This window comes from Caulobacter sp. GW821-FHT09H08 (assembly GCF_059415885.1).
On record NZ_JBWKOC010000001.1, the window covers coordinates 534,005 to 559,570 of the forward strand.

At 67.8% G+C, this 25,566-nt stretch carries 20 protein-coding genes and 1 pseudogene; 3 read left to right on the plus strand and 18 right to left on the minus strand.

The window, feature by feature from the left end; translation table 11 throughout:
- Positions 1-7: 7 nt before the first annotated feature.
- The 4 genes from AC07NN_RS02645 to tet all read right to left on the minus strand — a co-directional run bounded on the left by AC07NN_RS02645 (position 8) and on the right by tet (position 4,677).
- Positions 8-1,396 (minus strand): flavin-containing monooxygenase, encoded by a 1,389-nt coding sequence (locus AC07NN_RS02645; RefSeq protein ID WP_494637580.1) that lies wholly within the window; start codon positions 1,394-1,396, stop codon positions 8-10.
- Positions 1,397-1,480: 84 nt separating this feature from the next.
- Positions 1,481-1,795, minus strand: coding sequence for a hypothetical protein (locus AC07NN_RS02650; RefSeq protein WP_494637581.1), 315 nt, complete (start codon positions 1,793-1,795; stop codon positions 1,481-1,483).
- A 181-nt stretch (positions 1,796-1,976) separates the two neighbouring features.
- Positions 1,977-3,428 carry a carotenoid oxygenase family protein gene (locus AC07NN_RS02655; RefSeq protein ID WP_494637582.1) on the minus strand — a complete coding sequence of 484 codons (1,452 nt, stop codon included), beginning with the start codon at positions 3,426-3,428 and terminating at the stop codon, positions 1,977-1,979.
- Positions 3,429-3,465: 37 nt separating this feature from the next.
- Positions 3,466-4,677: a Tet(A)/Tet(B)/Tet(C) family tetracycline efflux MFS transporter gene (gene tet / locus AC07NN_RS02660; RefSeq protein ID WP_494637583.1), complete on the minus strand. Its 1,212-nt coding sequence runs from the start codon at positions 4,675-4,677 to the stop codon at positions 3,466-3,468.
- A gap of 91 nt (positions 4,678-4,768) precedes the next feature.
- Here tet and tetR point away from each other — a divergent pair, with 91 nt between their 5' ends.
- On the plus strand, positions 4,769-5,419 hold the full coding sequence (tetR, locus tag AC07NN_RS02665; RefSeq protein WP_494637584.1) for a tetracycline resistance transcriptional repressor TetR: 651 nt from the start codon (positions 4,769-4,771) through the stop codon (positions 5,417-5,419).
- A 74-nt stretch (positions 5,420-5,493) separates the two neighbouring features.
- Here the strand turns inward: tetR and AC07NN_RS02670 are convergent, their stop codons facing one another.
- Positions 5,494-6,822 (minus strand): PQQ-dependent sugar dehydrogenase, encoded by a 1,329-nt coding sequence (locus tag AC07NN_RS02670; protein ID WP_494637585.1) that lies wholly within the window; start codon positions 6,820-6,822, stop codon positions 5,494-5,496.
- A gap of 163 nt (positions 6,823-6,985) precedes the next feature.
- Between AC07NN_RS02670 and AC07NN_RS02675 the strand changes: the two genes are divergently transcribed.
- Positions 6,986-7,672 carry an arylesterase gene (locus AC07NN_RS02675; protein WP_494637586.1) on the plus strand — a complete coding sequence of 229 codons (687 nt, stop codon included), beginning with the start codon at positions 6,986-6,988 and terminating at the stop codon, positions 7,670-7,672.
- Between the two features lie 248 nt (positions 7,673-7,920).
- Here the strand turns inward: AC07NN_RS02675 and AC07NN_RS02680 are convergent, their stop codons facing one another.
- The 13 genes and pseudogenes from AC07NN_RS02680 to AC07NN_RS02740 all read right to left on the minus strand — a co-directional run bounded on the left by AC07NN_RS02680 (position 7,921) and on the right by AC07NN_RS02740 (position 22,276).
- Entirely contained in the window at positions 7,921-11,001 is a 3,081-nt protein-coding gene (locus AC07NN_RS02680) for an efflux RND transporter permease subunit (RefSeq protein ID WP_494637587.1), read from the minus strand.
- Between the two features lie 12 nt (positions 11,002-11,013).
- Complete coding sequence (locus AC07NN_RS02685) at positions 11,014-12,087, minus strand: efflux RND transporter periplasmic adaptor subunit (protein WP_494637588.1); 1,074 nt, start codon at positions 12,085-12,087, stop codon at positions 11,014-11,016.
- Between the two features lie 177 nt (positions 12,088-12,264).
- Positions 12,265-13,437, minus strand: coding sequence for an acetyl-CoA C-acetyltransferase (locus tag AC07NN_RS02690; RefSeq protein WP_494637589.1), 1,173 nt, complete (start codon positions 13,435-13,437; stop codon positions 12,265-12,267).
- A 65-nt stretch (positions 13,438-13,502) separates the two neighbouring features.
- Positions 13,503-13,919: a hypothetical protein gene (locus AC07NN_RS02695; protein WP_494637590.1), complete on the minus strand. Its 417-nt coding sequence runs from the start codon at positions 13,917-13,919 to the stop codon at positions 13,503-13,505.
- 69 nt (positions 13,920-13,988) lie between these two features.
- Positions 13,989-14,348, minus strand: a complete 360-nt coding sequence (locus tag AC07NN_RS02700) for a hypothetical protein (RefSeq protein WP_494637591.1) — start codon at positions 14,346-14,348, stop codon at positions 13,989-13,991.
- A gap of 199 nt (positions 14,349-14,547) precedes the next feature.
- Positions 14,548-14,892 carry a hypothetical protein gene (locus AC07NN_RS02705; RefSeq protein ID WP_494637592.1) on the minus strand — a complete coding sequence of 115 codons (345 nt, stop codon included), beginning with the start codon at positions 14,890-14,892 and terminating at the stop codon, positions 14,548-14,550.
- Positions 14,893-15,091: 199 nt separating this feature from the next.
- Positions 15,092-15,241: pseudogene (locus AC07NN_RS02710) on the minus strand (helix-turn-helix domain-containing protein); the annotation flags it as partial.
- Positions 15,242-15,309: 68 nt separating this feature from the next.
- Positions 15,310-16,320, minus strand: a complete 1,011-nt coding sequence (gene mgrA / locus AC07NN_RS02715) for an L-glyceraldehyde 3-phosphate reductase (RefSeq protein WP_494638179.1) — start codon at positions 16,318-16,320, stop codon at positions 15,310-15,312.
- 138 nt (positions 16,321-16,458) lie between these two features.
- Positions 16,459-17,187, minus strand: coding sequence for a FadR/GntR family transcriptional regulator (locus tag AC07NN_RS02720; RefSeq protein ID WP_494637593.1), 729 nt, complete (start codon positions 17,185-17,187; stop codon positions 16,459-16,461).
- A gap of 202 nt (positions 17,188-17,389) precedes the next feature.
- Positions 17,390-18,961, minus strand: a complete 1,572-nt coding sequence (locus AC07NN_RS02725; protein WP_494637594.1) for a sodium/sugar symporter — start codon at positions 18,959-18,961, stop codon at positions 17,390-17,392.
- Positions 18,962-19,007: 46 nt separating this feature from the next.
- Positions 19,008-19,622, minus strand: a complete 615-nt coding sequence (locus tag AC07NN_RS02730) for a 2-dehydro-3-deoxy-6-phosphogalactonate aldolase (protein WP_494637595.1) — start codon at positions 19,620-19,622, stop codon at positions 19,008-19,010.
- A gap of 3 nt (positions 19,623-19,625) precedes the next feature.
- Positions 19,626-20,540: a 2-dehydro-3-deoxygalactonokinase gene (locus AC07NN_RS02735; protein ID WP_494637596.1), complete on the minus strand. Its 915-nt coding sequence runs from the start codon at positions 20,538-20,540 to the stop codon at positions 19,626-19,628.
- Positions 20,540-22,276, minus strand: coding sequence for an IlvD/Edd family dehydratase (locus tag AC07NN_RS02740; RefSeq protein ID WP_494637597.1), 1,737 nt, complete (start codon positions 22,274-22,276; stop codon positions 20,540-20,542). Before AC07NN_RS02740 ends, AC07NN_RS02735 begins: the two co-directional genes overlap by 1 nt.
- A 321-nt stretch (positions 22,277-22,597) precedes the next feature.
- Here AC07NN_RS02740 and AC07NN_RS02745 point away from each other — a divergent pair, with 321 nt between their 5' ends.
- Positions 22,598-25,558, plus strand: coding sequence for a TonB-dependent receptor (locus AC07NN_RS02745; protein WP_494637598.1), 2,961 nt, complete (start codon positions 22,598-22,600; stop codon positions 25,556-25,558).
- Positions 25,559-25,566: the final 8 nt, after the last annotated feature.

Genomic DNA, 25,566 nt, shown 5'->3' on the forward strand with positions numbered 1-25,566 from the left:
GAGGGGGCTACTCGGCGCTGGCCAACAAGGGCTCCATCCGGATCTCCGCTAGCGCCGCCACCGGCAGTCTCCCACCAGCGCTCCTCGCCCGCGCCTCGCCCTTGGCGATCTCCTTCTTCAGGTCCGCGCAGTAGACGTTGAAATCGACCTGGATGGTGTGCCGCGCCGAGTCATAGAACTGCCCGGTGTGCCGCTCCTCGTCCTTGGCGGTGATGCGCACCATCTCGGCCTCCGACGGCGGGGCGTATTTTCCCGCCAGGTACCCCGCCGCCAGCTTGGCCTGCTGCTCGGCGAAGTTCACCAGGGTCGGCAGGGGCTGGGCCAGGCCCATGAAGAAGAGGTTCTTCACGCCTGGCTTCATCATCCGCTTGAACAGCGGGAAGCGGTGGTCGGCGCCCGGCAGCAGGGCCGGGTCGTCGAAGAATGGGAAGCTGATCTTGTAGCCGGTGGCGAAGACGATCGCGTCGACGTCCTCGACGGTGTCGTCGGCGAAGCGGACGCGCTTGCCTTCCAGCGCCTTGATCGCCGGCTTGAACTTGATGTCGCCGCAGCCGGCGCGGGTCAGGAACTCGCCCGAGACCGAGGGGTGAGCCTCCAGCGGCTCGTGGTCGGGCTTGGGCAGGCCGTAGTCCTCCATCCGGCCGATGGTCTTCTTGATCACCGAGCGGGCCAGGGACAGGCCCAGCTTCTTGGGCATCCAGGCCGGCATGGCGCTCTTATCGGCCGGCTTGCCGTTCAGGTACTTGGGGAGCACCCAGACTCCACGCCGGGCCGAGACCCAGAGGTTTTTCGCGATCGGTCGCTGCGAGAGCTCGCTGGCGATGTCCATGGCCGAATTGCCCATGCCGACCACCACGACGTTCTTGCCGCGCATGTCCACCGGATCGAACGGGTCGCTATAGGCGTGGGCGTGGAAGGCGGGGCCGTCAAACTCGCCCGGATACTCGGGGATACGCGGGTCCCAGTGGTGGCCGTTGCAGACGAACAGCACGTCGTAGAGCCGCGTCTCGCCGGTCGACAGGGTCACCGACCACAGGCCCTCGTCGGTGCGGCGGGCGCTCTCGACCCGGGTGTTGAAGGTGATCGTCGGACGCAGGCCGAAGTGATCGACATAGTCCTTGAAGTACTGGAACAGCTGCGCGTGGTGCGGGAAGTCGGGCCAGTCCTTCGGCACGGAGAAGTCCTCGAAGGCGAGGCGCCACTTGCTGGTGTCGATGTGCAGGCTCTCGTAGCAGGCCGACATGCCGTTGGGGTTCTTGTAGTACCAGTTGCCCCCGACCTCGTCGGACATCTCGAAGCAGTCGTACGGGATGCCGTAGTCCTTCAGCCGCTTGATCGTGGTGAAGCCGCTGCAGCCCGCGCCGATGACGCACGCTTTCGGGAGCTTTTCCGACATCTCCACCCACCTGACTTATCGTTGTTCAGGTTGAGTGTACCGGCGTTATCCGAGCCGGCAAGCGGCCGTTGGGGAAGGCGCGCTCTAGCGGAAGCGGGTCGGCTGGTAGTTCGACGAGCAGGCCGAGCTGCACTGGGCCCAGCGGGCGCCGCAGCCATCGTCGTCGCCGCTGGAGCTGCAGAAGATCAGGGTCCGGTTGCAGGTGGCCTTGCACTGCAGGACATCGCCGCCAGGCCGGCCGACGGCCAGCGGGATCGGCGCGGGCAGGAAGACGCTGGGCTGCTCGACGGGCGCCTGGATCGGCGTGGCGGGCCTAGGCTTGGCCGGAATCGTCGGGGTGGCGGCGACGGCCGGCAGGGCCGTGGCGAGAACCAGCAGGGCGAAGAGGGCGCGGCGCATGATCCGGGAGACTAGCGGGGTAGGGTAAAGGGGCGATTAACCATGTTTCCCCTTCTCCCCTTGCGGGAGAAGGTGTCAGCGAAGCTGACGGATGAGGGGTTGAAGAGCCTGTCCCACAGGGCGGCGCGACCCCTCACCCGACCCGCTTCGCGGGCCACCCTCTCCCGCAAGGGGAGAGGGATTACGCCTTCAGCATCTCCCGCCCGGCCCACACGCTGTGCGTCCCGCTGCTGAGCTTGTGCGGCAGGGCCACCCGGCAGACGATCTCGAAGCGCTTGGCGTCGACGATCGCGCACTCCGAAGTCCCCCGGTTCTCGTCGATCAGGAAGCTCACCAGGTAGCCGTCATCCTCGTCCACGGCGCCGATCTTGGCCGCGAACGGCGCCTCGCTGGCGTAGACGCCCTCGGGCAGCTGGATCGACAAGCTCTCGCCCGTTTCCAGGTCGTGCTTGACGAAGCCGTTGAACAGGAACCAGCCCGGCTTGGACGTGGTCGAATAGGCGTAACGGTACGGCTTGCCGGCGTATTTCTGGTTGAACATGCCGAACTCCAGCACCCGGTCGTCCAGGTGCTTCTCGGTCGTCTCGCCGGTCACCAGGTTGAAGCGCCAGCGGTGCAGCTTGGAGCGGAAGCTGTGCTCGTCCAGATAGGCCATCAGGTGGTTGTGGCCGTCGGGCGCGGTCTCCAGCGGGCGCGGGATCGGGTTCTCCTGGAAGTAGCCGTCCAGCACCACCTCGTCGCCGTCCTCATACGCATTGAGCCAGTGCAGCACATAGGTCGGCGCGGCCTCGAACCAGCGCGGCTCGCCGCCGGCGCGGGGCACCAGGGCGAAGCGGGACGGCAGGCCCTTGTGCAGGCGCACGGCGTGAATGCCCCGCGCCATCAGGTCCTGGTCCCAGAACACCGGCAGGTCGTTGAGGATCGCGTACTTGGACGAGAAGGTCATGTCGTGCGGCAGGCGCGGGCCGGGCAGGGGCACGCCCTGATAGACGCTGCGCTTGCCGGCCGCGTCGACCACGCCGTAGTGCATGTAGGGCCAGGTCTTGGAGTAGTTGAAGAACATCAGCTCGCCCGTGGCCTCGTCGACCTTGGGGTGGGCCGAGACGCCTTCCAGCGGCGCCCAGGCCGCGACGCCCAGGTTCTCCAGCGTCAGGGGATCCAGCCGATAGGCTTCGCCGCACTGGTAGAAGGTGGCGATGGCCTCGCCGTTGTGGACGACGATGTCGGTGCTGGCGGTGTCCTTCAGGGAGCCGTGGGCGCCGAAGCCGGGCAGCTTGGAGATCCCCGGACCGTCCATCAGCCCGCCCCACAGGCCCTCGCCGGCTTCCTGTTCGGCCTCGAAGCACCGTGTACGGATGAAGCGGTTGCGATAGGTCGCTTCCCCGCCCTTGAACTCGATGGCGTGGATCATGCCGTCGCCATCGAACGGGTGGTAGCGGCCGACCGGGTCGTGGACCGGGTTCTCAGTATTGCGCAGATAGACGCCGTCCAGGTCGGCCGGGATCGCGCCTTCCAGCACCTCCAGATCCCAGGCGTTGACCTCCTCGTGCAGCGGCGTCCACGCGCCGGTCATGTACGGGTGGTTGGTCGGCGACAGCGAGGTCCGCACCTTGGGCAGGCGATCGACTTTCATGGGCGGCTCCTCCGTATTCCGGCGAACCGTGACTCAGTCAGTCCGGTTGTGCAAGTTTCCCTTCGCGTCGCGTCAGGAAGATCGGCAGGCACATCAAACCTAGCGCCGCGCCCAAGGTCCAGACCAGGCCGGGGAACCAGCCCCGGCTGGCGAAATAGACCTGTGAGATCACCACCGGGCCGATGACCGCGGCGAGGCTCGCCAGGCTGGCCAGCACGCCCTGCAAGCGGCCCTGCTGGTCCTCGCCGACCTGGCGCGAGAGCAAGCTCTGGATCGAGGGCTGGCCGACGCCGCCCAGGCAGAACATCGGCAACAGCAGGAAGGCCATCCAGCCCTTGGTGGCGAGCGCGATGGCGACATAGGCGAAGGCGTCGGCCAGGATGCCGATGGTGATGGCCCGCCGCTCGCCGCAGCGCTCGGCCAGCGGGCCGGCCACGAACGCCTGGGCCAGGGCGTGGAACAGGCCGAACCCCGCCAGCGAGAAGCCGATGGTCCAGGGATCCCAGGCGAACTTGTCCTCGCCATAGATCACCCAGACCGTGCCGCCGACCTCGCCGATGATGTGCAGGGTGGCGAAGGCGATCATCAGCGGCAGGATGGCCGGGAAGGCCGCCGCCCAGCGCAGCGAGGCGAACGGGTTGAAGGCGGCCGGATCGATCGTCGGGCTGCGGGCCTTGTGCGACTCCGGCAGGATGAAGAGGGCCATCAGCAGGTTGACGCCGTTCAGGGCGGCGGCGGCCAGGAACGGCGCGCGGACCCAGCTCGCGCCCAGGAAGCCGCCCAGCACCGGACCCAGGATGAAGCCGATGCCGAACATGGCGCTGAACAGGCCAAAGCGCCGGGCGCGCTGATCCTCGGGCGTGATATCGGCGATATAGGCCTGGGCGACGGCCATGTTGGCCCCGGTGATCCCAGCGATGGCGCGGCCGACGAACAGCCAGGCCAGGGACGGGGCCAGGGCCATGAACACATAGTCGATCGCCGCGCCCGCCAGCGAGACCAGCAGCACCGGCCGGCGGCCGACCTTGTCGCTGATCGCGCCCAGCACGGGCGAGCACAGGAACTGCATCAGGGCGTAGAGGCCCAGGAACGCCCCGAACTTCCAGCCCAGCTCACCCGTATGGCCGACCTCGCGCAACAGGCGCGGGATGATCGGCATGACCAGGCCGATGCCGACGGCGTCCAGGGTCACGGTGGCGAGGATCAGGCCGAAGGCGGCCTTGGAGCGGTCTTTGAACAGGCGGGTCATAAAATTTATCATCGATAAAGTTCCTTATCGTCGATAAAGTCGAGATCGGCCGCGAGGTCAAGCCGATTCATATGGGGCCGGAAGCAGAGCTATGAAGGTCGATCGCCGGCGCATCCTGGAAACCGCGCTGGAACTCCTCAACGAGGTGGGCGTCGACGCCCTGTCGACCCGCGCCATCGCCGAGCGCCTGGGCGTGCGCCAGCCGGCGCTCTACTGGCACTTCAAGAACAAGCGCGCCCTGCTGGACGCCATGAACGGCGAGATCCTGGCGCGGGCGCATGACGCCCGCGTGCCGCGCGAGGGCGAGAGCTGGCAGGACTTCCTGCGCCGCAATGGGCGCAGCTTCCGGGCGGCCTTGCTGAGCTATCGCGATGGGGCGCGGGTGCACGCCGGCACCGAGGCCGATCCGGGCGACCTGGCGCATGTCGAGGCCCAGGCCATGGTGCTGGTGCGCGCGGGCTTCTCGCCGGCCCAGGCCATGCAGCTGTTCGTGGCGGTCGGCCGCTACGTGGTCGGCTGCGTGCTGGAGGAACAGGCCTCGCCGATTGACGGTTCTGCCGAGCAGGCGCGACTGGACGAGGCGGCCCAGGCCTATCCGGTGCTGGCCGAGGCGATGGCGTACTACCGGGACAGCGGCCACGAGGGGCTGTTCGAGCGCGGGCTGGCGCTGATGGTGCGAGGCGCGGAGGCGGAGCTGGCAGACTGGAGGGACCGTCCTCGCCCTTCGACAAGCTCAGGGTGAGGACTACTCATCGAGCGTCGCACTAGAAACCTCACCCTGAGCTTGTCGAAGGGCGAGGTTTCGGTCCCGCTGTGCTAGCCGGCCGGGCTCACCCGCCACACCACATTCCCCACATCATCCGCCACCAGCAGCGCCCCCGAGGCATCCACCGTCACGCCCACCGGCCGTCCCTGGGCCTTGCCCTGAGCATCCAGGAACCCGGTCAGGAAGTCCTGCACCCCACCCGCTGGCTTGCCTCCCGCGAACGGCACGAAGATCACCTTGTACCCCGCCTGCGGATTGCGGTTCCATGAGCCGTGCTGGCCGATGAAGATCCCGCCGCGATAGGCGGCCGGGAAGCTGGCGCCCTCATAGAAGGTCAGGCCCAGCGAGGCGGTGTGGGCGCCCAGGGCGTAGTCGGGGACGATGGCGCGTTCGACCAGGTCGGGGCGGCGGTCGGCGTCCTTGACCCGCTTGTCGACGTGGCGGCCGTAATAGCTGTAGGGCCAGCCGTAGAATCCGCCGTCGCGGACCGAGGTCATGTAGTCGGGGACCAGGTCGTTGCCGAGCTCGTCGCGCTCGTTGACCGTGGTCCACAGCTCGCCATTGGCCGGGTTCCAGCCCATGCCGTTGGGATTGCGCAGGCCGCCGGCGAAGACACGCTTGGCGCCCGTCGCCAGGTCGACCTCGAGGATCGCGGCGCGGTCGACCTCGTTGTTCATGCCGTTCTCGCCGACGTTGCTGTTGGAGCCGACGGTGGCGAACAGCTTGGTCCCGTCCGGGCTGGCGATGATGTTCTTGGTCCAGTGGTGGTTGATCGGCCCGCCCGGCAGGTCGGCGATCTTGCGCGGCGCGGCGGTGATGCTGGTCGCGCCCTCGGCGTAGGGGAAGGCGACGATGGCGTCGGCGTTGGCGACGTAGAGCGTCCCGTTGACCAGGGCCATGCCGAACGGCGAGTGCAGGCCGGTCAGGAAGGCGGTCTTGGTCTCCGCCACCCCGTCATGGTCGGCGTCGCGCAGCAGGGAGATGCGGTCGGCGCTGGGCACGCCGGCCCCGGCCTTCTTCATCAGCTTGGCCTCGAAGAAGCCCTTGATGCCTTTCGGCTTGTCCTTGCTGGCGGGCTTGTTGCTCTCGGCCACCAGCACGTCGCCATTGGGCAGGACGAGCAGCCAGCGCGGATGGTCCAGGCCGCTGGCGAGCGCCTGGACCTTGAAGCCCGCCGGCGCCTTGGGCGTGACGCCCGCCGGCCAGCCGACCACGTCCGAGACCTTCACGGTCGGCAGCAGGGTCTTGTTGGGTTCGGGCAGGGCCGGGTTGGGGCCGTAGCCGACCGTGCTGTTCTGCTGGCCATTGCTCTGGCCACAGGCGGCGAGCGCCGTGATCGCGCCCCCGACGATCAAGATTTCGCGAAGCCGGCGTTGCATGGGGCGCTTCTCCATTCAGCCCGCGTTCAACGCATGGGGCCATTATTATGTTCGGACGCGACAGCCGAAAGTGGATGCCGGTTTCGGCGGTGGTCGCGTCCTCTTGCTTAGGTTGGAGCCTGTCCGAAAAGGACAGGCTCAGGGAGAACAGTACGGTTCGACCATGGTGAAGTTCCAGTCCTTGCGCGTAACGCGACTTGCCCCAGACCGCAGAAACGTCCTGGCGGGCCTGATCGGCCTCGCCACGCCCGGCGCGGCGCTGGCCGCCTCGCGAAAGAAGAAGCCGCCGCCGCCCCCTCCGCCGCCGCCCCTGGTCACCGTGCTGGGCGACTCGATCACGGCGGGGCTGGGACTCTCCAACGACCTGGCCATGCCTGCGCGCCTGCAGAAGGCGCTGGACGGGATGAGCATCCGCTCGCGGGTGCGCGCCTATGGCGTGCTGGGCGACACCACGGCCGGCGGACTGAACCGCGTCGACCGCGTGCCGGCCGACACCTTCGTCTGCGTGGTGGCCCTGGGCGGCAACGACATCCTGCTGGGCGTCGATCCCGCGCGGACCAAGACCAACCTGCGGACCATCATTCAGCGACTGAAGCAGCGAAACATCCGCGTGGTCCTGGCCGGGGTGAAGTCGCCGGCCCTGCTGGGCGTCGACTATGCCCGCCGCTTCAACCAGATCTATCCTGACCTGGCGCGCGAGGAGGGTGTGTTCTACGCGCCGGACTTCTTCACCGGCGTGATCGGGGTGTCGCGGTTCATGCAGCGAGACGGCATCCACCCCAACGCCGAGGGCGCGCGGATCATCGCCGAGCGGCTGGCGCCGGTGGTGGCGCAGGCTTTGCGAGGCTAGGGGGGAGTGCTCCCGAAGCCGACCCACATATAGTTCCGTCATTCCCGCCCTTGTGGCGGGAACCCCTGGTTCAGCTGACACGTGAGAAGCAAGCGGACTGCTTAGCAGTCCGCCACTACTGCACCTGCGGCGGATAGAGGGGTTCCCGCCACAAGGGCGGGAATGACGGAAGAGTTGGTGTGGGCCGGATACAAAAACGCCCTCCGCCGGGTCCGGCGAAGGGCGCTCTGGCTCGATTGAAGTCCAGTCTACTCGATGATCGGCTTCTTCGCCGCCACGTGGTGCTGGCCGCCGAAGATGCGGCGCATCAGGTTTTCGGACCGGGTCTTGAGGCCGTCCATCAGGACGAACACCACCGGGATGTAGAGCAGCGACAGCAGGGTCGAGGTGATCAGGCCGCCGATGACCGCGATGGCCATCGGGGCGCGGAACTCGACCTCGGCGCCCAGGCCGATGGCGGTGGGCAGCATGCCCGCGCCCATGGCCACGGTGGTCATCAGGATCGGCCGGGCCCGCTTGTGGGCCGCGTCGACGATGGCTGTGCGCTTGTCCATGCCGTGTTCCTGCATGGCCATGATCGCGTACTCGACCAGCAGGATCGAGTTCTTGGCCGCGATGCCCATCAGCATCAGGATCCCGATCAGGGTCGAGATCGAGAAGCTGGACTTGGCCAGCACCAGCAGGCCGAAGGCGCCGCCGATGGCCAGGGGCAGGGCGACCATGATGGTGATCGGGTGGGCGAAGCTGCGGAACAGCAGCACCAGCACGACGTACATCAGGAGGACGCCGGTGATCAGCGCGCCCAGGAACCCGACCACCATCTCCTGGATGAACTCGGCGTCGCCGGCGGCCACTTCCTTGACGCCGTTCGGCAGGGTCTTGACCGAGGCCAGGGCGTGGACGCGCTTGGCCGCTTCGCCGACGACGATGCCGTCGAGTTCGGCGGTGATGGTGGCCACGCGGGCGCGGTCGCGGCGGTCGATCTGTGAGGGACCGGCGCCAAAGCGGATGTCGGCGACCGCGCTCAGCGGCACGGGGCCGTTGGCGGAGGGCACCTGCAGGGTCTGCAGCACGGCGATGTCGCCGCGCGCGCTGTCGTTCAGGCGCAGACGGATCGGCACCTGGCGGTCACCCAGATTGTACTTGGGCAGGTTCTGGTCGACGTCGCCGATGGTGGCCACGCGCACGGCCTGGCTGATGGCGCCGGCCGAGACGCCGGCGCGGGCGGCTTGGTCGGGCCTGGGCGTGACGACGATCTCGGGACGGGCGATCGAGGCGGTGTTGACCACGTGCGCCAGGCCCGGAACCGAGCGCATCTCGGCCTCGACCTTGCGGGCGGCCGCTTCCAGGGCCGGGCCGTTGTCGCTGACCAGGCTGAGCGTATAGCTGCTGCCGTTCGACGGGCCGCCGCCGTTGTTGCCGCCCAGGCCGATCCGCGCGCCGGGAATCTCGGCGAACTTGTCGACCATCTGGCGGCTGAACTGGCTCTGGCTGATCCGCTGGCTCTTGTCGGTCAGGTCGGCGGTCACCGAGCCCTTGTTGACCGAGTTGTTGCTGCCGACCGAGCTGTAGACGCTGACGACCTCGTTGCGGGCTCGCAGTTCGCGGGTCACGCGCTGCACCACCGCGTCGGTCTCGTCCAGGGTGGCGCCCGGGGGCAGCTCGACCGAGAACTGAGCCCGGCCACGGTCGGCCTGGGGTTGGAATTCGAACGGCAGGGCCATGAACAGCAGGACCGAGATGACCAGCATGGGCACGCCCATGGCCAGCACCTTCCAGCGGTTGTTCAGGCCCCAGTTCAGGCTCCTGAGGTAGGGGCCCATCCACGGCGGGTCCTTGTCCTCGTGCTTGGTGTCGGCCTTCAGCATGTAGGCGCCCATCAGCGGCGTCAGCAGGCGGGCGACCACCAGCGAGAACAGCACCGAGACGCAAGCCGCCAGGGCGAAGGCCTTGAAGAACTGGCCGACGATGCCCGGCATGAAGCCGACGGGGGCGAACACGGCCACGATGGTGAAGGTGGTGGCCACGACGGCCAGGCCGATCTCGTCCGCCGCTTCCATGGCTGCCGCATAGGGGCTTTTGCCCCCGCGCATGTGGCGGACCATGTTCTCGATCTCGACGATGGCGTCGTCGACGAGGATGCCGACGGTCAGCGACAGGGCCAGCAGGGTGATGCCGTTCAGCGACTGGCCCATCGGCGCCAGCACCGCGAAGGTCGGGATCAGCGACATCGGGATGGCGACGGCCGACAGCAGGGTGGCGCGCCAGTCGCGCAGGAACAGCAGCACGACCAGCACGGCCAGCACGGCCCCGATGATCAGGGCTTCCATCGAGGCGATGTAGCTTTCCTCGATGTACTTCACGTTCGAGGTGATCTCCTCGATCGTCAGCTCGGGGTGCTCCTTGTCGAGCTTCTCGACGGCCTTGCGGACCTTCTCGGCGGTCTGGACTTCCGAGGCGCCGCGCGAGCGGATCATGCTGAAGGTCACCACCTCCTGGCCGTCATAGCGCGCGCGGGAGCGCGGCTCGGCCCAGTGGTCGGTGACCGTGCCCAGGTCGGCCAGGCGCACGGTGCCGCCGCCCGAGACGGGCACGCGGGTCTCGCGCAGCTGCTCGACCGAGCCGGCCGCGCCCAGGGTGCGGATGGCGCGCTCGGCGCCCGAAATGGTCACGCGGCCGCCAGGCAGGTCGGCGTTCGAGGACACCAGGGCCTGGCTGACGGCGGCGGCGGTGACGCCGCGCGCGGCCAGGCGGTCGGGGGCGAGGGCGACCTCGATCTCACGGCTGACGCCGCCTCGGCGGTTGACCTCGCCGACGCCGCGCGTGGCCAGCAGGGCGCGGCTGACGTCGTTGTCGACGAACCAGCTGCGCTGCTCGGGCGTCAGGGTCGGGGCCTTGACCACATAGGTGATCAGATCGTCGCCCGAGATATCGACCCGGGTGACGATCGGCTCCTGCATGTCCTGGGGCAGGGAGCCGCGCAGGTTGGACATGGCGTTGCGCACGTCGTTGGTGACGCGCTCGTGGTCGACGCCCAGCTCGAACTCGATGACCGTGGTCGAGGCGCCGTCGACGACGGTGGAATTGGTGTGGCGCACCTGGCCGAGGCCGGCGATCGAGTCCTCGATCAGCCGCGTGACCTGGGTCTCGAGTTCGCTGGGCGCGGCGCCGGGGCGCACGGCCGTGACCACGACGATCGGCAGGTCGACGTCGGGCTGGTTGTTGATCCGCATGCCGCTGAAGCTGACCACGCCGGCGATGGTCAGCAGGACGAACAGCAGGATGACGGGGATCGGGTTCTTGATCGCCCAGGACGAGATGTTGCGCATCGGGGGCGGTCCTTAGCGGGCCGACTTGGCGACAGGCGCGGCGGTCGGCGCGAGGCCGATGCGGACCAGGTCGCCTTCGCCCAGGAAGCCGGCGCCCTCGACCACGACCTGTTCGCCGGCGGTCAGGCCGCTGGCGGCGACGCGGTCGCCGGTGCTGGCCAGGACGGTGATGCGACGGAAGTGGACCTTCCTGGCGCTGTCGACGACGAACACGCCCGGGCGGTTCTCGCGATAGAGGATCGAGGCCGACGGCACGACCAGGGCCGGCTGGTCGCCGGCGTCGATCGTGGCGCGGGCGAACATCCCCGGACGGAAGCCGCCCATCGACGACAGCGCCACGCGGGCGACGCCCAGGCGGCTGGTCGTGTTGACCTCGGAGGTGACGATGCGGACGCGGCCGCTGATCTCGCCGACCTTCTCGGACCGGATCGTGGCGGGCATGCCGGCCTTGACCGAGGCCAGGTCGGTCTCGGGGATTTCGGCGTCCAGTTCCAGGCGGCCGTCGCGGACGATGCGGAAGAGCTCGGAGCCGGCGGAAACGATCTGGCCCTTGGTGACGGTGCGGCGGCTGATCATGCCGCCGACGGGGGCGCGGACCGAGGTCTGGGCGACGCGCGCGGCGGTCTCGCCCCGGCCGGCTTCAGCGGCGGCGAGGTTGGCGGCGGCCGTGCCCTGGCGGGCCGTGGCGGTGTCGAGGCCGGCCTGGCTGAGATAGCCCTTGGCCTGCAGTTCCTTGGCGCGGTTCAGGGCGGCGCTGGCCTCGGCCAGGGTGGCCTTGGCGCTGGCGACGGCGGCGTCCTGCTGGCGCAGCTGGGCGGCGATCAGGGTGCTGTTGAGCTGGACCAGGATCTGGCCGGCCTGGACCACCTGGCCCTCGTCGGCATTGACCGACACGGCCGTCAGGCCGCCGGTCTCGGCGCCGACCGGGACCTCTTCCCACGGCGAGATCGTGCCGGTGGCGTTGATCTGGCGGGCGATGGGCTGGCTGGTGACGACGGCGACGCTGACCGTGGCCGAGGCGGTCGGGGACGCCTTGGGCTTCTTGTCCTTCTTTTCGCCGCAGCCTGACAGAGCGATCGCGCTCACGCCCAGGACCAAGACCAGCGCGCTCAGCTTCGGGCGGCGCCCATTGATCCCGTTAAGCACGAACATATCCCCAGCAGTAATTGAGCCCGAGGCCTTCTAGCCGACAAACCCCGGGCCGCTGAGTTAATTTGCCGTAAGACGATAAAATGTCTCAAACACTTGCTGGAGCGCGCGAGCCTACAGTCGCTCGATGATCGTCACGTTGGCCAGGCCGCCGCCTTCGCACATGGTCTGCAGGCCGTAGCGCGCGCCGCGGTCCTGCATCGCGTGCACCAGGGTGGTCATCAGCTTGGCCCCCGAGCCGCCCAGCGGATGCCCGAGCGCGATGGCGCCGCCATTCACGTTCAGCCGATCCGGATCGCCGCCGGTCACCTTCAGCCAGGCCGTCGGCACCGAGGCGAAGGCCTCGTTGACCTCGTAGAGGTCGATGTCGCCGATCTTCAGGCCGGCGCGTTGCAGGGCCTTTTCCGTGGCCGGGATCGGAGCCTCCAGCATGATCACCGGGTCGTGGCCGATCACGGTCATGCTGTGGATCCGAGCCAGCGGCGAGACACCCAAAGCCTTGAGTCCACGCTCGTTGACGGTCATCACCCCGGCCGCGCCGTCGCAGATCTGGCTGGAGGTGGCGGCGGTCAGGCGGCCGTCCTCGGTCAGCAGCTTCACCGCGCCGATCGACTCCAGCGAGGCGTCCCAGCGGATGCCCTCGTCGGCGTCGTGGGTCTCGACCGAGCCGTCTGGAAGGGTCACCTGGATCGGCACGATCTCGGCGGCGAACTTGCCGCCCTTGGTGGCGGCCATGGCGCGCTGGTGGCTGGCCAGGGCGAAGGCGTCCAGCTGGTCGCGCGGCAGGTCGTACTTCCTGGCCAGCATCTCGGCGCCGGCGAACTGGCTGAACTGGATGCCCGGATAGCGCTCTTCCATCCGCGGGCTCTTGTAGGTCCCGAAGCCGTTCTTGTAGGGCAGGGCCGAGGACAGCCCCATCGGCACGCGGCTCATGCTCTCGACGCCGGCGGCGATGACCACGTCCATGGCGCCGGACATGACCGTCGCGGCGGCGAAGTGGATGGCCTGCTGCGACGAGCCGCACTGGCGGTCGACCGAGGTGGCCGGCACGCTTTCGGGCAGCTTGGAGGCCAGGACCGCGTTGCGGGCGATGTTGATGGCCTGCTCGCCCACCTGGCCGACGCAGCCCATGATCACGTCCTCGATCAGGGCCGGATCGACGCCGCTGCGCGCGACCAGAGCATCGAGCACCACACCCGCCAGATCGGCCGGATGCCAGCCCGAAGCCCGTCCGCCCTTGCGTCCGCCGGCCGTCCGCGCGGCCGCGACGATGTACGCTTCGCCCATGATTTCCTCCTCCTGTTGATAGGAGTGAAACAGGCGCTCAAAGGGCTGTCAGCCGTGACGCGGCGTCAGGCGGGGCGCGGCTTTCGGGTCAGGGAGCCGATCAGCAGGGCCAGCATGGTCAGGTAGCTGAAGATGTTGCTGGCCACGAAATAGGCCCGGCCCCAGATCTTCGGATCCAGGATGACCGCCAGGTGCACCAGCACCACCAGGCCCAGGAACCCGCTGGCCCACAGGGGCCACCAGCGGTCGGAGCGCAGGGCGATGGCCAGGACCGTCGCGAACAGCACGATGTCGATGATCATGACCTCGATCTCGAGGCCCCAGAGCTGGATCTTGCTGAGCAGGACGGCGGTGGCGAACCAGGCCACGACCATGGCCGTCGCGGCTACCCGTTCGGGCCAGCCGCCGAGCCAGAGGGCGGTTCCGCTGGACAGCAGCAGGAACACCAGGCTGGCCCATTGATGGAGGGTGTGCAGGGTCATGGGCTGCAACCTAACCGCGTCCGCGCGGAAAAGACCATGCGCGGACGCGGAAAAGTGCAGAGGGGGTCGTCAGGCGACGTCGCGGACCACTTCCAGGCGGCCGGTCGGCGGGGGCGCCGGGGGCTTCTCGCCGCCGCCGCCGAAGTCGTCGAACGAGATGGCCGAGAGGCCGATATCGCGCTGGGCGACCGACAGGCTCTTGTGGGTGGCGACGATGTTCTGGCGAGCCACGCCCAGGGCCTGCATGGTCTCGATCGCGCCCATCAGCGCGTCCTGGCCGACGATGGCCGAGAGATTGGCGCTTTGGCGCGAGGCCGGCATCAGACCGGCCAGGGCGGCGGTCTGGGTGATGGCGGCGTCGATCGCCTTCTCGGCGGCGAACAGGGCTTCGGCCACGGTTTCGGCGGCCTGGCGGCGTTCCTTGAGCATGAGTGGTCTCCTTCACGCCGGTGGGGCCGGCGCGTTGCAAAAGGGATGAAAGGCTGTCTGGTAGATCTCGCCCGTGTCCGGACGAGGGGTCTTCAGGGGAAGATGGCTTCCAGCGCGTGGAGCCCGGCCAGGATCGATCCGAACGCAAAAGCGGTGACGATCATGACGGCCGCGATGAAGGCCAGTCGGAGGGGAAGGCTCAGTTGGTTAGGTCTTCGTCCTCCGAGTCCGAAGAGGAGGAGTCCGACAGGAACGTCTCGTCCATCACCGCGCTCGCGATGCAGAGGATCTCCCGCATCACCAACTCGCTGGGCTTGAACGAAGCCTGCTTGCGCGTGGCTTCCACCAGGTCGTGCACCATCGACTTGCCGGCCGGGGTGGCCGACAGGCTGTTCAGCTGGCGCTCGAGCTCGCCCCAGGTGATCGGGGGCAGGGTCTCGGCCGTATTCAGGAGAGGCCACTCGCTCTGGAAGCTCATCACTTCCCGGCGAAGATGCGCGGCCCGTCCGATCGCGTCCTTCTGATGGGGGGTCAACTCGTTCACTGGGAACTCCTTCCTCGATGCGGTCAGCTGACCGGGAGGAAGGGTGTTCGCCTAGCCGGGACGGATCGGACCCTGACGCGATCGGAGGGGGGGTATCGGGGGCGATGACAGGGGGAGGCTGGTCGCGGTCGAACACGCGCCGCGCGGCGTCGTAGCGATCGGCCGCGCCGAGCCGCCGGCGGGCCTTGTCCAGATGCCAGTCGACGGTGTGCTTGGAGAGGCCCAGCTCGCGGGCGATTTCCTTGGAGCTCATGTGGCGATCGACGAGTCGGAGACACTCTCGCTCACGCTCGGTGAGACGCTCTAGGCCATCGACCTGATCCGACAAGGTGTGATCGCCCTTATCCATCGGCGCGAACCTTATGCGAACATTCCGGATCGGCAATACGCCCGAACATTAAACCTTGGCTATTAAGGTTACGGCAGATCGCTTCCTGCGAGTTGCGAGGACACCTTCCAGAGGTCGACGCCGCCTTCTGAGGCATGGGTGTCGATGGCGGCCAGTTCCTCGGTCGAGAACGACAGTCCCTTCAGCGCGGCCAGGGTGTCTTCCAGCTGGGCGACCGTGCGGGCGCCGACCAGGGCCGAGGTCACGCGTGGGTCGCGCAGGGTCCAGGCGATGGCCATCTGGGCCAGGGTCTGGCCTCGGCTCCCGGCGATCTCATTGAGGGCGCGGATGCGGGCGATATTGTCGTCGCTGAGCAGCCGGGTCGCGAACGAGGTCTCCCGCGCCACCCGGGAGTCCGTCGGCACGCCGTTCAGGTACTTGCCGGTCAGCAGGCCCTGGGCCAGCGGCGAGAAGGCGATGCAGCCGACGCCGAGGTCTTCCAGCGTGTCGAGCAGTTCGTCCTCGATCCAGCGATTGACCATCGAATAGGACGGCTGGTGGATCAGCAGGGGCACGCCCTCGCTCTTGAGGATCGCGTGGGCCTGGCGGGTCAGCTCGGGCGAGTAGGACGAGATCCCGACGTACAGCGCCTTGCCCTGGCGGTGCAGGTGGGCCAGGGCGCCCATGGTCTCCTCCAGCGGCGTCGTGGGATCGACGCGGTGCGAGTAGAAGATGTCGACATAGTCGACGCCCATGCGCTTGAGGCTCTGGTCGCAACTGGCGATCAGGTACTTCCGCGAGCCGCCGATTCCGCCATACGGCCCCGGCCACATGTCCCAGCCGGCCTTGGTCGAGATCACCAGCTCGTCGCGATGGGCCTTGAAGTCCGTGCCCAGCACACGGCCGAAGTTCTCCTCCGCCGAGCCGTAGGGCGGGCCGTAGTTGTTGGCGAGGTCGAAGTGGGTGACGCCCAGGTCGAACGCGCGGCGCAGGATGGCGCGGCCGGTCTCGAACACGTCGGTCCCGCCGAAGTTCTGCCAGAGGCCCAGCGACACCGCCGGCAGGTCCAGGCCGCTGCGGCCCGTGCGACGGTAGGGCATGGACGCATAGCGGTCGGCGGCGGCGACGTAGGGAGCTTGCACGGCGGATCTCCGGACTGCGGACGCGCGATCGCACGGCCGCGCGCCAAATTTATGACAACGTTGTCAAATATCGATCAAAAAGCAAGGCCGGTGGTGTCAGGCCTCGCGACGCGCGGCTTCGCTCTCGGTGGCCGGCGAGGCGGCTCGGATCAGCTCCAGCACGTCGACGATGATCTCGCGCATGGCCGAGAAGGCCTTGTCGGCGTCGCGGGCGATGATCGCCTCGGCCACGTCTTCGTGCGAGGGGATCGAGGCCGTGCGGCCCTTGATGCGGTTGGTGAAGCGGATCGAGATGCGCAGCGCCGTGTTCACCAGCTCGTGCAGCTCGCGATAGAACGGGTTCTTGGTCGCGCTGAGGATGGCGATGTGGAAGGCGATGTCGGCGGTGAGGGGATCGTCCTCGCCCTCGGCGGCGGCCTTCATCCGGCGCAGGCCCTTGCGGATCTCCTCCAGCCCCGCCTCGTCGGCGTTGCGGGCGGCGAGCGCGGCGGCGGCGGGCTCGATGGCCAGGCGCATCTCGGTGAAGTCGGCCAGCAGGCGCAGGGAGAACTTGCGTTCCAGCAGCCAGCGCAGCACGTCCGGATCGAGCATGTTCCACTCGGCTTCCGGCTCGACCACGGTGCCGTGACGCGGGCGGGCGCTGAGCAGGCCCTTGGCCGTCAGCATCTTGACCGCTTCGCGGGTCACGGTGCGGCTGGCGCCGAACTGCTTGGAGAGTTCACCCTCGGTGGGGAAGCCGACCTCGACATATTCGCCGGTCACGATGGCCTGACCAAGTTGCTCGACCAGACCGTAAGTCAAACTCAGGCCGGGCTGGGTGCGCATCGGCGGATCTTCTTTCCTGCGGGCGGCGAGGCGAAAAGGGATTCGCCGCTCTAGTAACGTGGTTTGCTCCGCTCGCGAATGGAGCGGTTATAACTGAATACAGCCGCGCCGCGCCGTTTGGGCAAGAGCGTTCGGAAAAGAGGCCTGACCAAAACGGAAAAGGGGCGAAACTTATCGCCCCTTCCCCGTCATTGGAGAGCGCCTACCACCAGGTGGCGTAGAGCGCGATCAGGATCAGGATCACCCCGATCCCCGCGATGTTGAAGCCGGTCGAGGTCTTGTAGCTGACCCCCTCCAGCGTCACGACGCTGACCTCCTTCTTGGCCGGCGCGACCAGCGAGACCAGCACGGCCCCGACCAGCGACAGCAGGAAGACCACGCCCACGCGGTTCATGAACGGCATGGTGTAGATGGCGTGTTCCTGCAGGTACCAGAACATCCCCGACAGCACGGCCGAGCCGATGGCGGCGGTCAGGGCGCCGGCGGTGGTCGTCTTCTTCCAGAACATGCCGAGGATGAAGATCACCACGATCCCCGGCGTGAAGAAGCCGGTGAACTCCTGGATGAACTGGAACGCCTGCTCTGCGCCGCCCAGCAGCGGCTTGGCGGTCAGGATGCCGATGATCACGGCGACGACGGCGGTGATGCGGCCGACGGTGACCAACTGCTTCTCGCTCTGGCCGGGCCGCGCCTTGGCGTAGACGTCGAGGGTGAAGATGGTGGCGATCGAATTGATCTTGGCCGCCAGCGACGCGACGATCGCCGCGACCAGGGCCGCGAACACCAGGCCCAGCAGGCCGGGCGGCAGCAGCTTCATCATCTCCGGATAGGCCTGGTCGGGCTTGATGCCTTGCGGGGCCAAAACCAGGGCGGCGATGCCCGGCAGCACCACGATCACCGGCATCAGCAGCTTGAGGTAAGCCGCCATGGCGATGCCCTTCTGGGCTTCCTTGAGGTCCTTGGCGCCGAGGGCGCGCTGGATGATGTACTGGTTGAAGCCCCAGTAGCTGATGTTCATGATCCACAGGCCGCCGACCAGCACCGCGATGCCGGGCAGGTCCTTGTAGTGCGGGTTGTCCTTGGAAAGGATCATGTCGAACTTCTCGGGGAAGGTCGTCGTCAGGTGGTGGAAGCCCGCCAGGACGTCGCCGTGGCCGATCTTGCCCAGCGACAGCCAGGCGATGATCAGGCCGCCGGTGACCAGCAGGGCCACCTGGACGATGTCGGTGAGCGCGACCGCCTTCAGCCCGCCCCAGATCTGATAGGCCAGGGCGAAGGCGCCGATGGCGGCCAGGGCCCACATCTGGTCCAGGCCCGTGACCGTGTGCACGGCGATCGAGCCCAGCCACAGGATCGAGGTCAGGTTCACGAAGACGTAGAGGCCCAGCCAGAACACGGCCATCAGGGTCCGCACGCTAGGGCCGTACCGCTGCTCTAGGAACTGCGGCATGGTGTAGACGCCGTTCTTCAGGAACACCGGCAGGAAGTACTTGCCGACGATGATCAGGGTCAGGGCCGCCATCCACTCGTAGGAGGCGATGGCCAGGCCGATCGCGTAGCCCGAGCCGCTCATGCCGATGATCTGTTCGGCCGAGATGTTGGCGGCGATCAGCGACGCGCCGATGGCCCACCAGGGCAGGGCCTTGCCGGCCAGGAAGTAGTCGGTCGAGTCCTTCTGGTGGCCGCCCTTGTCGCGCGACACCCATTGGGCCAGGCCGAAGATGGCGACCGCGTAGATCGCCAGCACGGCCAGGTCGATGGCTGCTAGGTTCATGGTTTCCTTCCCCCCGTCTCGTTGATGGCCTTGGTGGCCCTGACGGTTATTTCTGGTCCCAGGCCGCGACCAGGGCGGCGGCGCGTTCGCCGACCTCCTGGGCCGTGTAGCCCGGACGATAGAGTTCGCCCCCGACGCCGATGCCGGCCACGCCGGCGGCGCGCCAGGGCTCAAGATTGGCCGCGCCCACGCCGCCGACGGCGTAGACCAGGATGTCCTTGGGCAGCACGTCCTTGACCGCCTTGATGTGGCCCGGCCCGAAGGTCCCGGCCGGGAACAGCTTCAGGGCTTTGGCGCCCGTCTTCACGGCGGCGAAGGCCTCCGAGGGCGTGGCGAAGCCGGGCATGGCGACGAGGTTCAGCTCCACCGCGCGGCGGATGACCTCGGGATCGGTGTTGGGCGTGACGATCAGCTTGCCGCCGACATTGGCGACGTCGTCGACCGCTTGAGCTGAGAGCACCGTGCCGGCGCCGCACAGGGCCTGGTCGCCGAAAGCGTCGCACAGGCGCTTGATGCTCTCCAGCGGGTCGGGCGAGTTCAGCGGCACCTCGATGCCCTTGATCCCGGCGGCCACCAGGGCGGCGGCGATGTCCACGACCTCGTCCGGCTTCACGCCGCGCAGGATGGCCACGATGGGGGGCAGGGGGGCGGTGGTGGTCATAAGCTACTGGTCCTGAGTTCTGGAGATCGCCGAAAGCCCGGCGAGGACGGCCGCGTCGCCGTCGACGACAGTCGCGCCGACGTCGATCTGGGCGAGAGCCTGGACATAGAGGTCGCTGAGGGCGCCGGCGCCGATCACGGTCACGGCGTCCATGGGGCCGAACCAGTCGCGCGCGGCGGCGACGTCGGCGGCGATCAGCAGGCCCGAGAGGTAGCCCATGGCGTCGGCGGGGCTCGTGCCGTCGAGCAGTTGCCGCGAGCGGGTCTCGAACATCAGGTGGGGCAGGCGCGCCGCGCCGTGCTCGGCGATGCGCTGCAGGCCCAGCGCGAAGCCTTCCGCCGAGCCGTCGGCCTGGGAACCGCCACCGGCGGCCAGGGTCGAGTGCTGCTTCAGCAGGGCGAAGGTCTCGCCGACCGGAGCGGTGACGAAGCCCATGATCCTGCCGTCCTCGACCACGGTCCACTTGTTGTGGGTGCCGGGCAGGACCAGCAGATGGCGGCCGACGCGCAAGGCCCCGTCGAGCGCCAGGGCGCCGAAGACTTGCGTCTCCTCGCCGCGCATCACGTCGGGACCGCCCAGCGGGTTCGTGCAGGAGAGGCCCGGCACGATGGTCACCGGCAGGCCGTCGGCCTCGATGCGAATGGTCTTCTCGGCCACGTCGGCGGGACCGGCCGGGCAGGCGGCGTAGGGCGCTTCGACCCAGCCGATGCGCGAACCGACCATGCCGCACAGCAGGGCGCCGGCCGGCTTGGCCTCGCGCCAGTCGCCGACCAGGTCGAGGAAGGTCTTCTCCGGCGTGTCGGTCAGGGCCGAGACGCCCGGGCCGTCGCGGCGGTGGATGACGCTCTTGCCCTGGCGCAGCCACAGGCGCAGGCGCGAGGTGCCCCAGTCGCCGACGATGACGATGTCCTGGTCCATCAGTGGCTTTCGCGCGTCACGACCGAGCCCGAGGCTCCGACCAGGAAGTCGAGGTCCGCGCCCTGGTCGGCCTGGAGCACGTGGTCGACATAGAGCTTGGCGTAGCCGCGCGTGTATTTCGGGGCCGGACGATCGGCGCGCCAGGCGGCGAGGCGGCTTTCCAGCTCGGCCTCGCTGATCGACAGGCTGAGCGAGCGGGCTGGCCCGTCGAAGACAATCTCGTCGCCGTTGCGGACCACGGCCAGCGGGCCGCCAGCGTCCGACTCGGGCGAGACGTGCAGGATCACCGCGCCGTAGGCGGTGCCGCTCATGCGGGCGTCGCTGATGCGCAGCATGTCCTTGACGCCCTTCTCGAGCAGCTTGCGGGGAAGCGGCATGTTGCCGACTTCGGGCATGCCCGGATAGCCCTTGGGACCACAGCCCTTCAAGACCAGGATCGAGGTCTCGTCGACGTCGAGGTCCGGGTCGTCGATGCGGGCGCGGAAGTCCTCGATGGTCTCGAACACCACGGCCTTGCCGCGATGGCTGAGCAGTTCGGGCGAGGCCGCGCTGGGCTTCATCACCGCGCCGCCGGGGGCCAGGTTGCCGCGCAGGACCCAGATGCCGCTGTCGGGCTTCACGGGGTCGGCCATCGTGCGGATGACCTCGGCGTTGAACACCTCGGCGGCCTCGTACTGGGCGCCGATGCGGTGGCCGGCCACGGTCGGGGCCTCGGGATCGAGCACCGCTTCCAGCTGCTTCATCACCGCCGGCAGGCCGCCGGCATAGTGCAGGTCCTCCATCAGGAACCGGCCCGACGGCTGCAGGTCGACCAACAGCGGCACGTCGCGCGACAGGTGGTCGAAGTCCTCCAGATCCAGCTTCACGCCCAGGCGTCCGGCCAGGGCCAGCAGGTGGACGACGGCGTTGGTCGAGCCGCCGATCGCGGCGTGGACGCGCAGGGCGTTCTCGAAGGCCGCGCGGGTGGCGACCTGGGAAAGGGTCCGGTCTGCCTTGACCATCTGGACGATCACCCGGCCGGTCTCATGCGACAGGGCCCGGCGGCGGGCGTCCACGGCGGGGATGCTGGCGTTGTAGGGTAGGGACAGGCCCATCGCCTCGATGATCGCGGCCATGGTCGAGGCTGTGCCCATCGTCATGCAGGTGCCCGGCGAGCGGCTCATGCCGGCCTCGGCCGACATGAAGTCCGTCAGGCTCATCTCACCGGCGCGGACGGCTTCCGAGAACTTCCAGACGTCGGTGCCCGAGCCGATGTCCTTGCCGCGGAACTTGCCGTTCAGCATCGGGCCGGACGAGACGACGATGGTGGGCAGGTCGACGCTGGCCGCGCCCATCAGCTGGCCCGGCGTGGTCTTGTCGCAACCGCCCAGCAGCACGACGCCGTCGATCGGATTGCCCCGGATCGACTCCTCGACCTCCATGGCCAGCAGGTTGCGGAACAGCATGGCCGTAGGCCGCATCTGGGTCTCGCCCAGCGACATGGCCGGGAACTCCAGCGGCAGGCCGCCGGCCTCCCAGACACCGCGCTTCACGTGCTCGGCGATCTCGCGCAGGTGGGCGTTGCAGGGGGTGATCTCGGACCAGGTGTTGCAGATGCCGATCACGGGACGGCCATCGAATACGTCGTCGGGCAGGCCCTGGCTCTTCATCCAGGATCGGTGGATGAACCCATCCCGATCCAGCTTGCCGTACGTGCCGCCGCTGCGCAGGCGCTTGCCCGCGTTTCCGTCGCTCATAACCGTCCCTAACGCCGGCCCCACGGGCCTGTCTTCATCGCTGACCCTGGCATTTATAATATAATAATGATCAAGGCAATCCGAGGCGCTTGTGGAAGCGTTTCCAGCCGCCTTCGGACGAATTACGCCTGTAGTTCAAAGGGGTGTGGCGGAAAAACAGCGTTTCACCTGCGAAATGATAGCGCTATCAATTTCGGCTTGAAGGTAGCACTTATACGATTATAGCTACCAACCATGGAGCAGCGGCGTCCGCGCGCCGCACGTCACCAGGCCCCCAGAACGGCCCGGGACGGCTCTTCAACAGGGGGAAGGGAACGGCTCATGACGCGCCAGGATTCGTCACATCGGAAGTTCATGCTCGCCGGCGCATCCGCGCTGGTGCTTTGCGTCGCCGCACCTAGCGCGGTGTTCGCGCAGGAGAAGGCCAAGGACGATACGGCCGTCGAAGAGGTCGTCGTCACCGGCCAGCGCGCCGCCATCCAGTCGGCCCAGAAGATCAAGCAGAACGCCTCGGAAATCATCGACGGCATCAGCGCCGACGACATCGGCAAGCTGCCCGACCGCTCGGTCACTGAAGCCCTGCAACGGGTCGTCGGCGTCACCATCGACCACACCATGGCCCGGGGTGATCCGGAGCACTTCTCGGTCGAAGGCTCGGGCGTCAACATCCGCGGCCTGACCTATGTCCGCTCAGAGCTGAACGGCCGCGACAGCTTCACCGCCAACGGCGGCCGCTCGCTGTCGTTCGAGGATGTGCCGCCCGAACTGATGGCCGGCGTCGACATCTACAAGAACCCCTCGGCCGAGCAGATCGAAGGCGCCATCGGTGGCCTGGTGAACCTGCGCACGCAACTGCCCTTCAACTTCCCGGGCCTGAAGATCGGCGCCTCGGCCTCGCTGGGCTATGGCGAGCTGTCGAAGGGCAAGGCCAAGCCGTCCGCCTCGCTGCTGGTCTCGGACCGCTGGGACACCAATGTCGGCCAGATCGGCGCCCTGTTCGACGTGGCCTTCTCCAAGAGCCACACCCGCACCGACGCCATCCAGCAGGAGCCCTATTTCCCGCACCAGCCGGTGACCCAGGACGCCAGCAACACCTGGAACACCACGGGCAAGACCGTGTGGCTGCCCAACGGCCTGCAATGGCGGACCCTGGACTTCGACCGCCGGCGCCTGGGCCTCTACGGCGCCTTGCAGTGGAAGCCGAACGACAAGTTCCAGACCAGCCTGACGGGCTTCCGCAGCGACTACGAGATGAAGTGGGGCGAGCTCGCGATCTTCTCGGCGAACGGCAATCCGGGCAACATCGTCGTCACCAACGGCAAGTATGACGACAAGGGCGTCCTGACCTCGGGCGTGCTGTCGAACCCGGCCGATGGCGGCATCCCGTTCAACGACGACGTCCGCGCCGCCAATCGCAAGTCAGTCACCACCGACTTCTCGTGGTCGACCCAGTGGACGCCGGACGACAGGCTGTCGATCAAGACCGACCTGCAGTACGTGCGCGGCACGACCAAGGGCTTCGACTCGACCGTCGCCACGGGCCTGCTGATCCCGTCCGAGACCGTCGACCTGACGGGCTCGCTGCCAAGCATCGGGGTCGACAAGACCTACATGACAAACGCCAACAACTACTATTGGGCGTTCACGATGGACCACTTCGACGAGAGCGTCGGCAAGGAGTGGGCCTGGCGCGGCGACGTCGAATACAATTTCGACAGCGACGTCCTGAAGTCGCTGCGTTTCGGCGCCCGCTTCACCGACCGCTCTGCGCTGAACAAGAACACGCCCTACAACTGGCAGGCCGTCAGCCAGACCTGGATGCTGGGCTGGTACATGAACAGTCTGGCCTCGGTGGGGACCTACAAGGCGCCGACCACGACCTACGCCTTCCCGAACTTCTTCAACGGCAACGCGACCCTGCCCTCGGCGGTGGTGTTCCCGGCGCTGGAACTCGCGAACGGCTGGCCTGACAGCTACAAGCTGCTGCACAGCTTCCGCGCCAAGAACAGCATCTACGACCAGGCCTATACCTGGACGCCGGCCTCCTACGGTCCGGGCGCGATCAACGAGCAGTCGGAGAACACCTATACCGGCTACGCCATGCTGCGCTTCGGCTTCGACCAGGCCCAGTATCCGGTCGACGGCAATGTCGGCGTGCGCGTGGTCAAGACCCGCTCGGAAGCGATCGGCTCGTTTGTCGGCGCCGCGACGCCGACGGTCGATCCCAGCATCCCGGCCGGCAAGATCCCGATCTTCACGGCGACCACGACCGAGAGCACCTACCACAACGAATACACCAACGTTCTGCCCAGCCTGAACGTGCGGGTGAAGTTCAGCGACCAGCTGCAAGCCCGCTTCGCGGCGGCCAAGGCGATTGCGCGTCCCGACTACAGCCAGCTGCAGGCCTACACGACCCTCAGCGTCGGTATCAGCGGCTCGGGCACGAACGCCGTCGCCGACCTGACCGGCACCGGCAGCGGCAACCCGTACCTGAAGCCGACCAAGTCGAACCAGTACGACGCCACCCTGGAATGGTACTTCGCCCCGACGGGCTCGCTGACGGCCGCGGTGTTCTACAAGGACCTCAAGGACGTCGTGAACAACGCCCTGTACAACGTGCCGTACGCGGCCACGAACGGGACGGTCTACAACTTCGCCACCACCGCGCCGGTCAACGGCGCCGATGGCACGGCCAAGGGCTTCGAAGTGGCCTACAGCCAGTTCTTCGACTTTCTGCCGGGCTGGCTGAGTGGCTTCGGGGTGCAGGCCAACTACACCTATGTCGACTCCAGCCAGAAGCTCTACGCCAACCCGAAGAACGCCACGACCAGCCAGCTGACCGCCCTGGCCCAGAACACCTTCGGCGTGGACACCAACGGCTCGACGTTCAGCGCCCTGCCGCTGACCTACCTGTCCAAGCACAGCTACAACGTCGCCCTGATGTACGAGAAGGGTCCGATCTCGGCCCGCCTCGCCTACAACTGGCGCTCCAAGTACCTGCAGGCGGTGAACGTCAACGGCACCAACGGCAGCAACGGCTTCAACGCCGCGACCAAGGGCTACGACCAGCGCTGGGCCCTGCCGACCTGGGCCGACGACTACGGCCAGCTGGACGGCTCGGTGTTCTACAAGGTCACGCCGAACATCACGTTCGGGGTCGAGGCCCAGAACCTGACCGACAGCACCTACAAGCAGCTGATGCAGCAGAACATCGGCATGAAGGGCCGCGCCTGGTTCGTCACCGGCCGCCGGTTCAACGCCCAGGTTCGGTACACCTTCTAGGGTTGGCG

What these genes read in the sequence shown, in the direction of transcription:
- AC07NN_RS02645 (WP_494637580.1), bottom strand. Translation starts at nt 1,396, where the DNA reads ATGTCGGAAAAGCTCCCGAAAGCGTGCGTCATCGGCGCGGGCTGCAGC.
- AC07NN_RS02650 (WP_494637581.1), bottom strand. Translation starts at nt 1,795, where the DNA reads ATGCGCCGCGCCCTCTTCGCCCTGCTGGTTCTCGCCACGGCCCTGCCG.
- AC07NN_RS02655 (WP_494637582.1), bottom strand. Translation starts at nt 3,428, where the DNA reads ATGAAAGTCGATCGCCTGCCCAAGGTGCGGACCTCGCTGTCGCCGACC.
- tet (WP_494637583.1), bottom strand. Translation starts at nt 4,677, where the DNA reads ATGACCCGCCTGTTCAAAGACCGCTCCAAGGCCGCCTTCGGCCTGATC.
- tetR (WP_494637584.1), top strand. Translation starts at nt 4,769, where the DNA reads ATGAAGGTCGATCGCCGGCGCATCCTGGAAACCGCGCTGGAACTCCTC.
- AC07NN_RS02670 (WP_494637585.1), bottom strand. Translation starts at nt 6,822, where the DNA reads ATGCAACGCCGGCTTCGCGAAATCTTGATCGTCGGGGGCGCGATCACG.
- AC07NN_RS02675 (WP_494637586.1), top strand. Translation starts at nt 6,986, where the DNA reads ATGGTGAAGTTCCAGTCCTTGCGCGTAACGCGACTTGCCCCAGACCGC.
- AC07NN_RS02680 (WP_494637587.1), bottom strand. Translation starts at nt 11,001, where the DNA reads ATGCGCAACATCTCGTCCTGGGCGATCAAGAACCCGATCCCCGTCATC.
- AC07NN_RS02690 (WP_494637589.1), bottom strand. Translation starts at nt 13,437, where the DNA reads ATGGGCGAAGCGTACATCGTCGCGGCCGCGCGGACGGCCGGCGGACGC.
- AC07NN_RS02695 (WP_494637590.1), bottom strand. Translation starts at nt 13,919, where the DNA reads ATGACCCTGCACACCCTCCATCAATGGGCCAGCCTGGTGTTCCTGCTG.
- AC07NN_RS02700 (WP_494637591.1), bottom strand. Translation starts at nt 14,348, where the DNA reads ATGCTCAAGGAACGCCGCCAGGCCGCCGAAACCGTGGCCGAAGCCCTG.
- mgrA (WP_494638179.1), bottom strand. Translation starts at nt 16,320, where the DNA reads ATGCCCTACCGTCGCACGGGCCGCAGCGGCCTGGACCTGCCGGCGGTG.
- AC07NN_RS02720 (WP_494637593.1), bottom strand. Translation starts at nt 17,187, where the DNA reads ATGCGCACCCAGCCCGGCCTGAGTTTGACTTACGGTCTGGTCGAGCAA.
- AC07NN_RS02725 (WP_494637594.1), bottom strand. Translation starts at nt 18,961, where the DNA reads ATGAACCTAGCAGCCATCGACCTGGCCGTGCTGGCGATCTACGCGGTC.
- AC07NN_RS02730 (WP_494637595.1), bottom strand. Translation starts at nt 19,622, where the DNA reads ATGACCACCACCGCCCCCCTGCCCCCCATCGTGGCCATCCTGCGCGGC.
- AC07NN_RS02735 (WP_494637596.1), bottom strand. Translation starts at nt 20,540, where the DNA reads ATGGACCAGGACATCGTCATCGTCGGCGACTGGGGCACCTCGCGCCTG.
- AC07NN_RS02740 (WP_494637597.1), bottom strand. Translation starts at nt 22,276, where the DNA reads ATGAGCGACGGAAACGCGGGCAAGCGCCTGCGCAGCGGCGGCACGTAC.
- AC07NN_RS02745 (WP_494637598.1), top strand. Translation starts at nt 22,598, where the DNA reads ATGACGCGCCAGGATTCGTCACATCGGAAGTTCATGCTCGCCGGCGCA.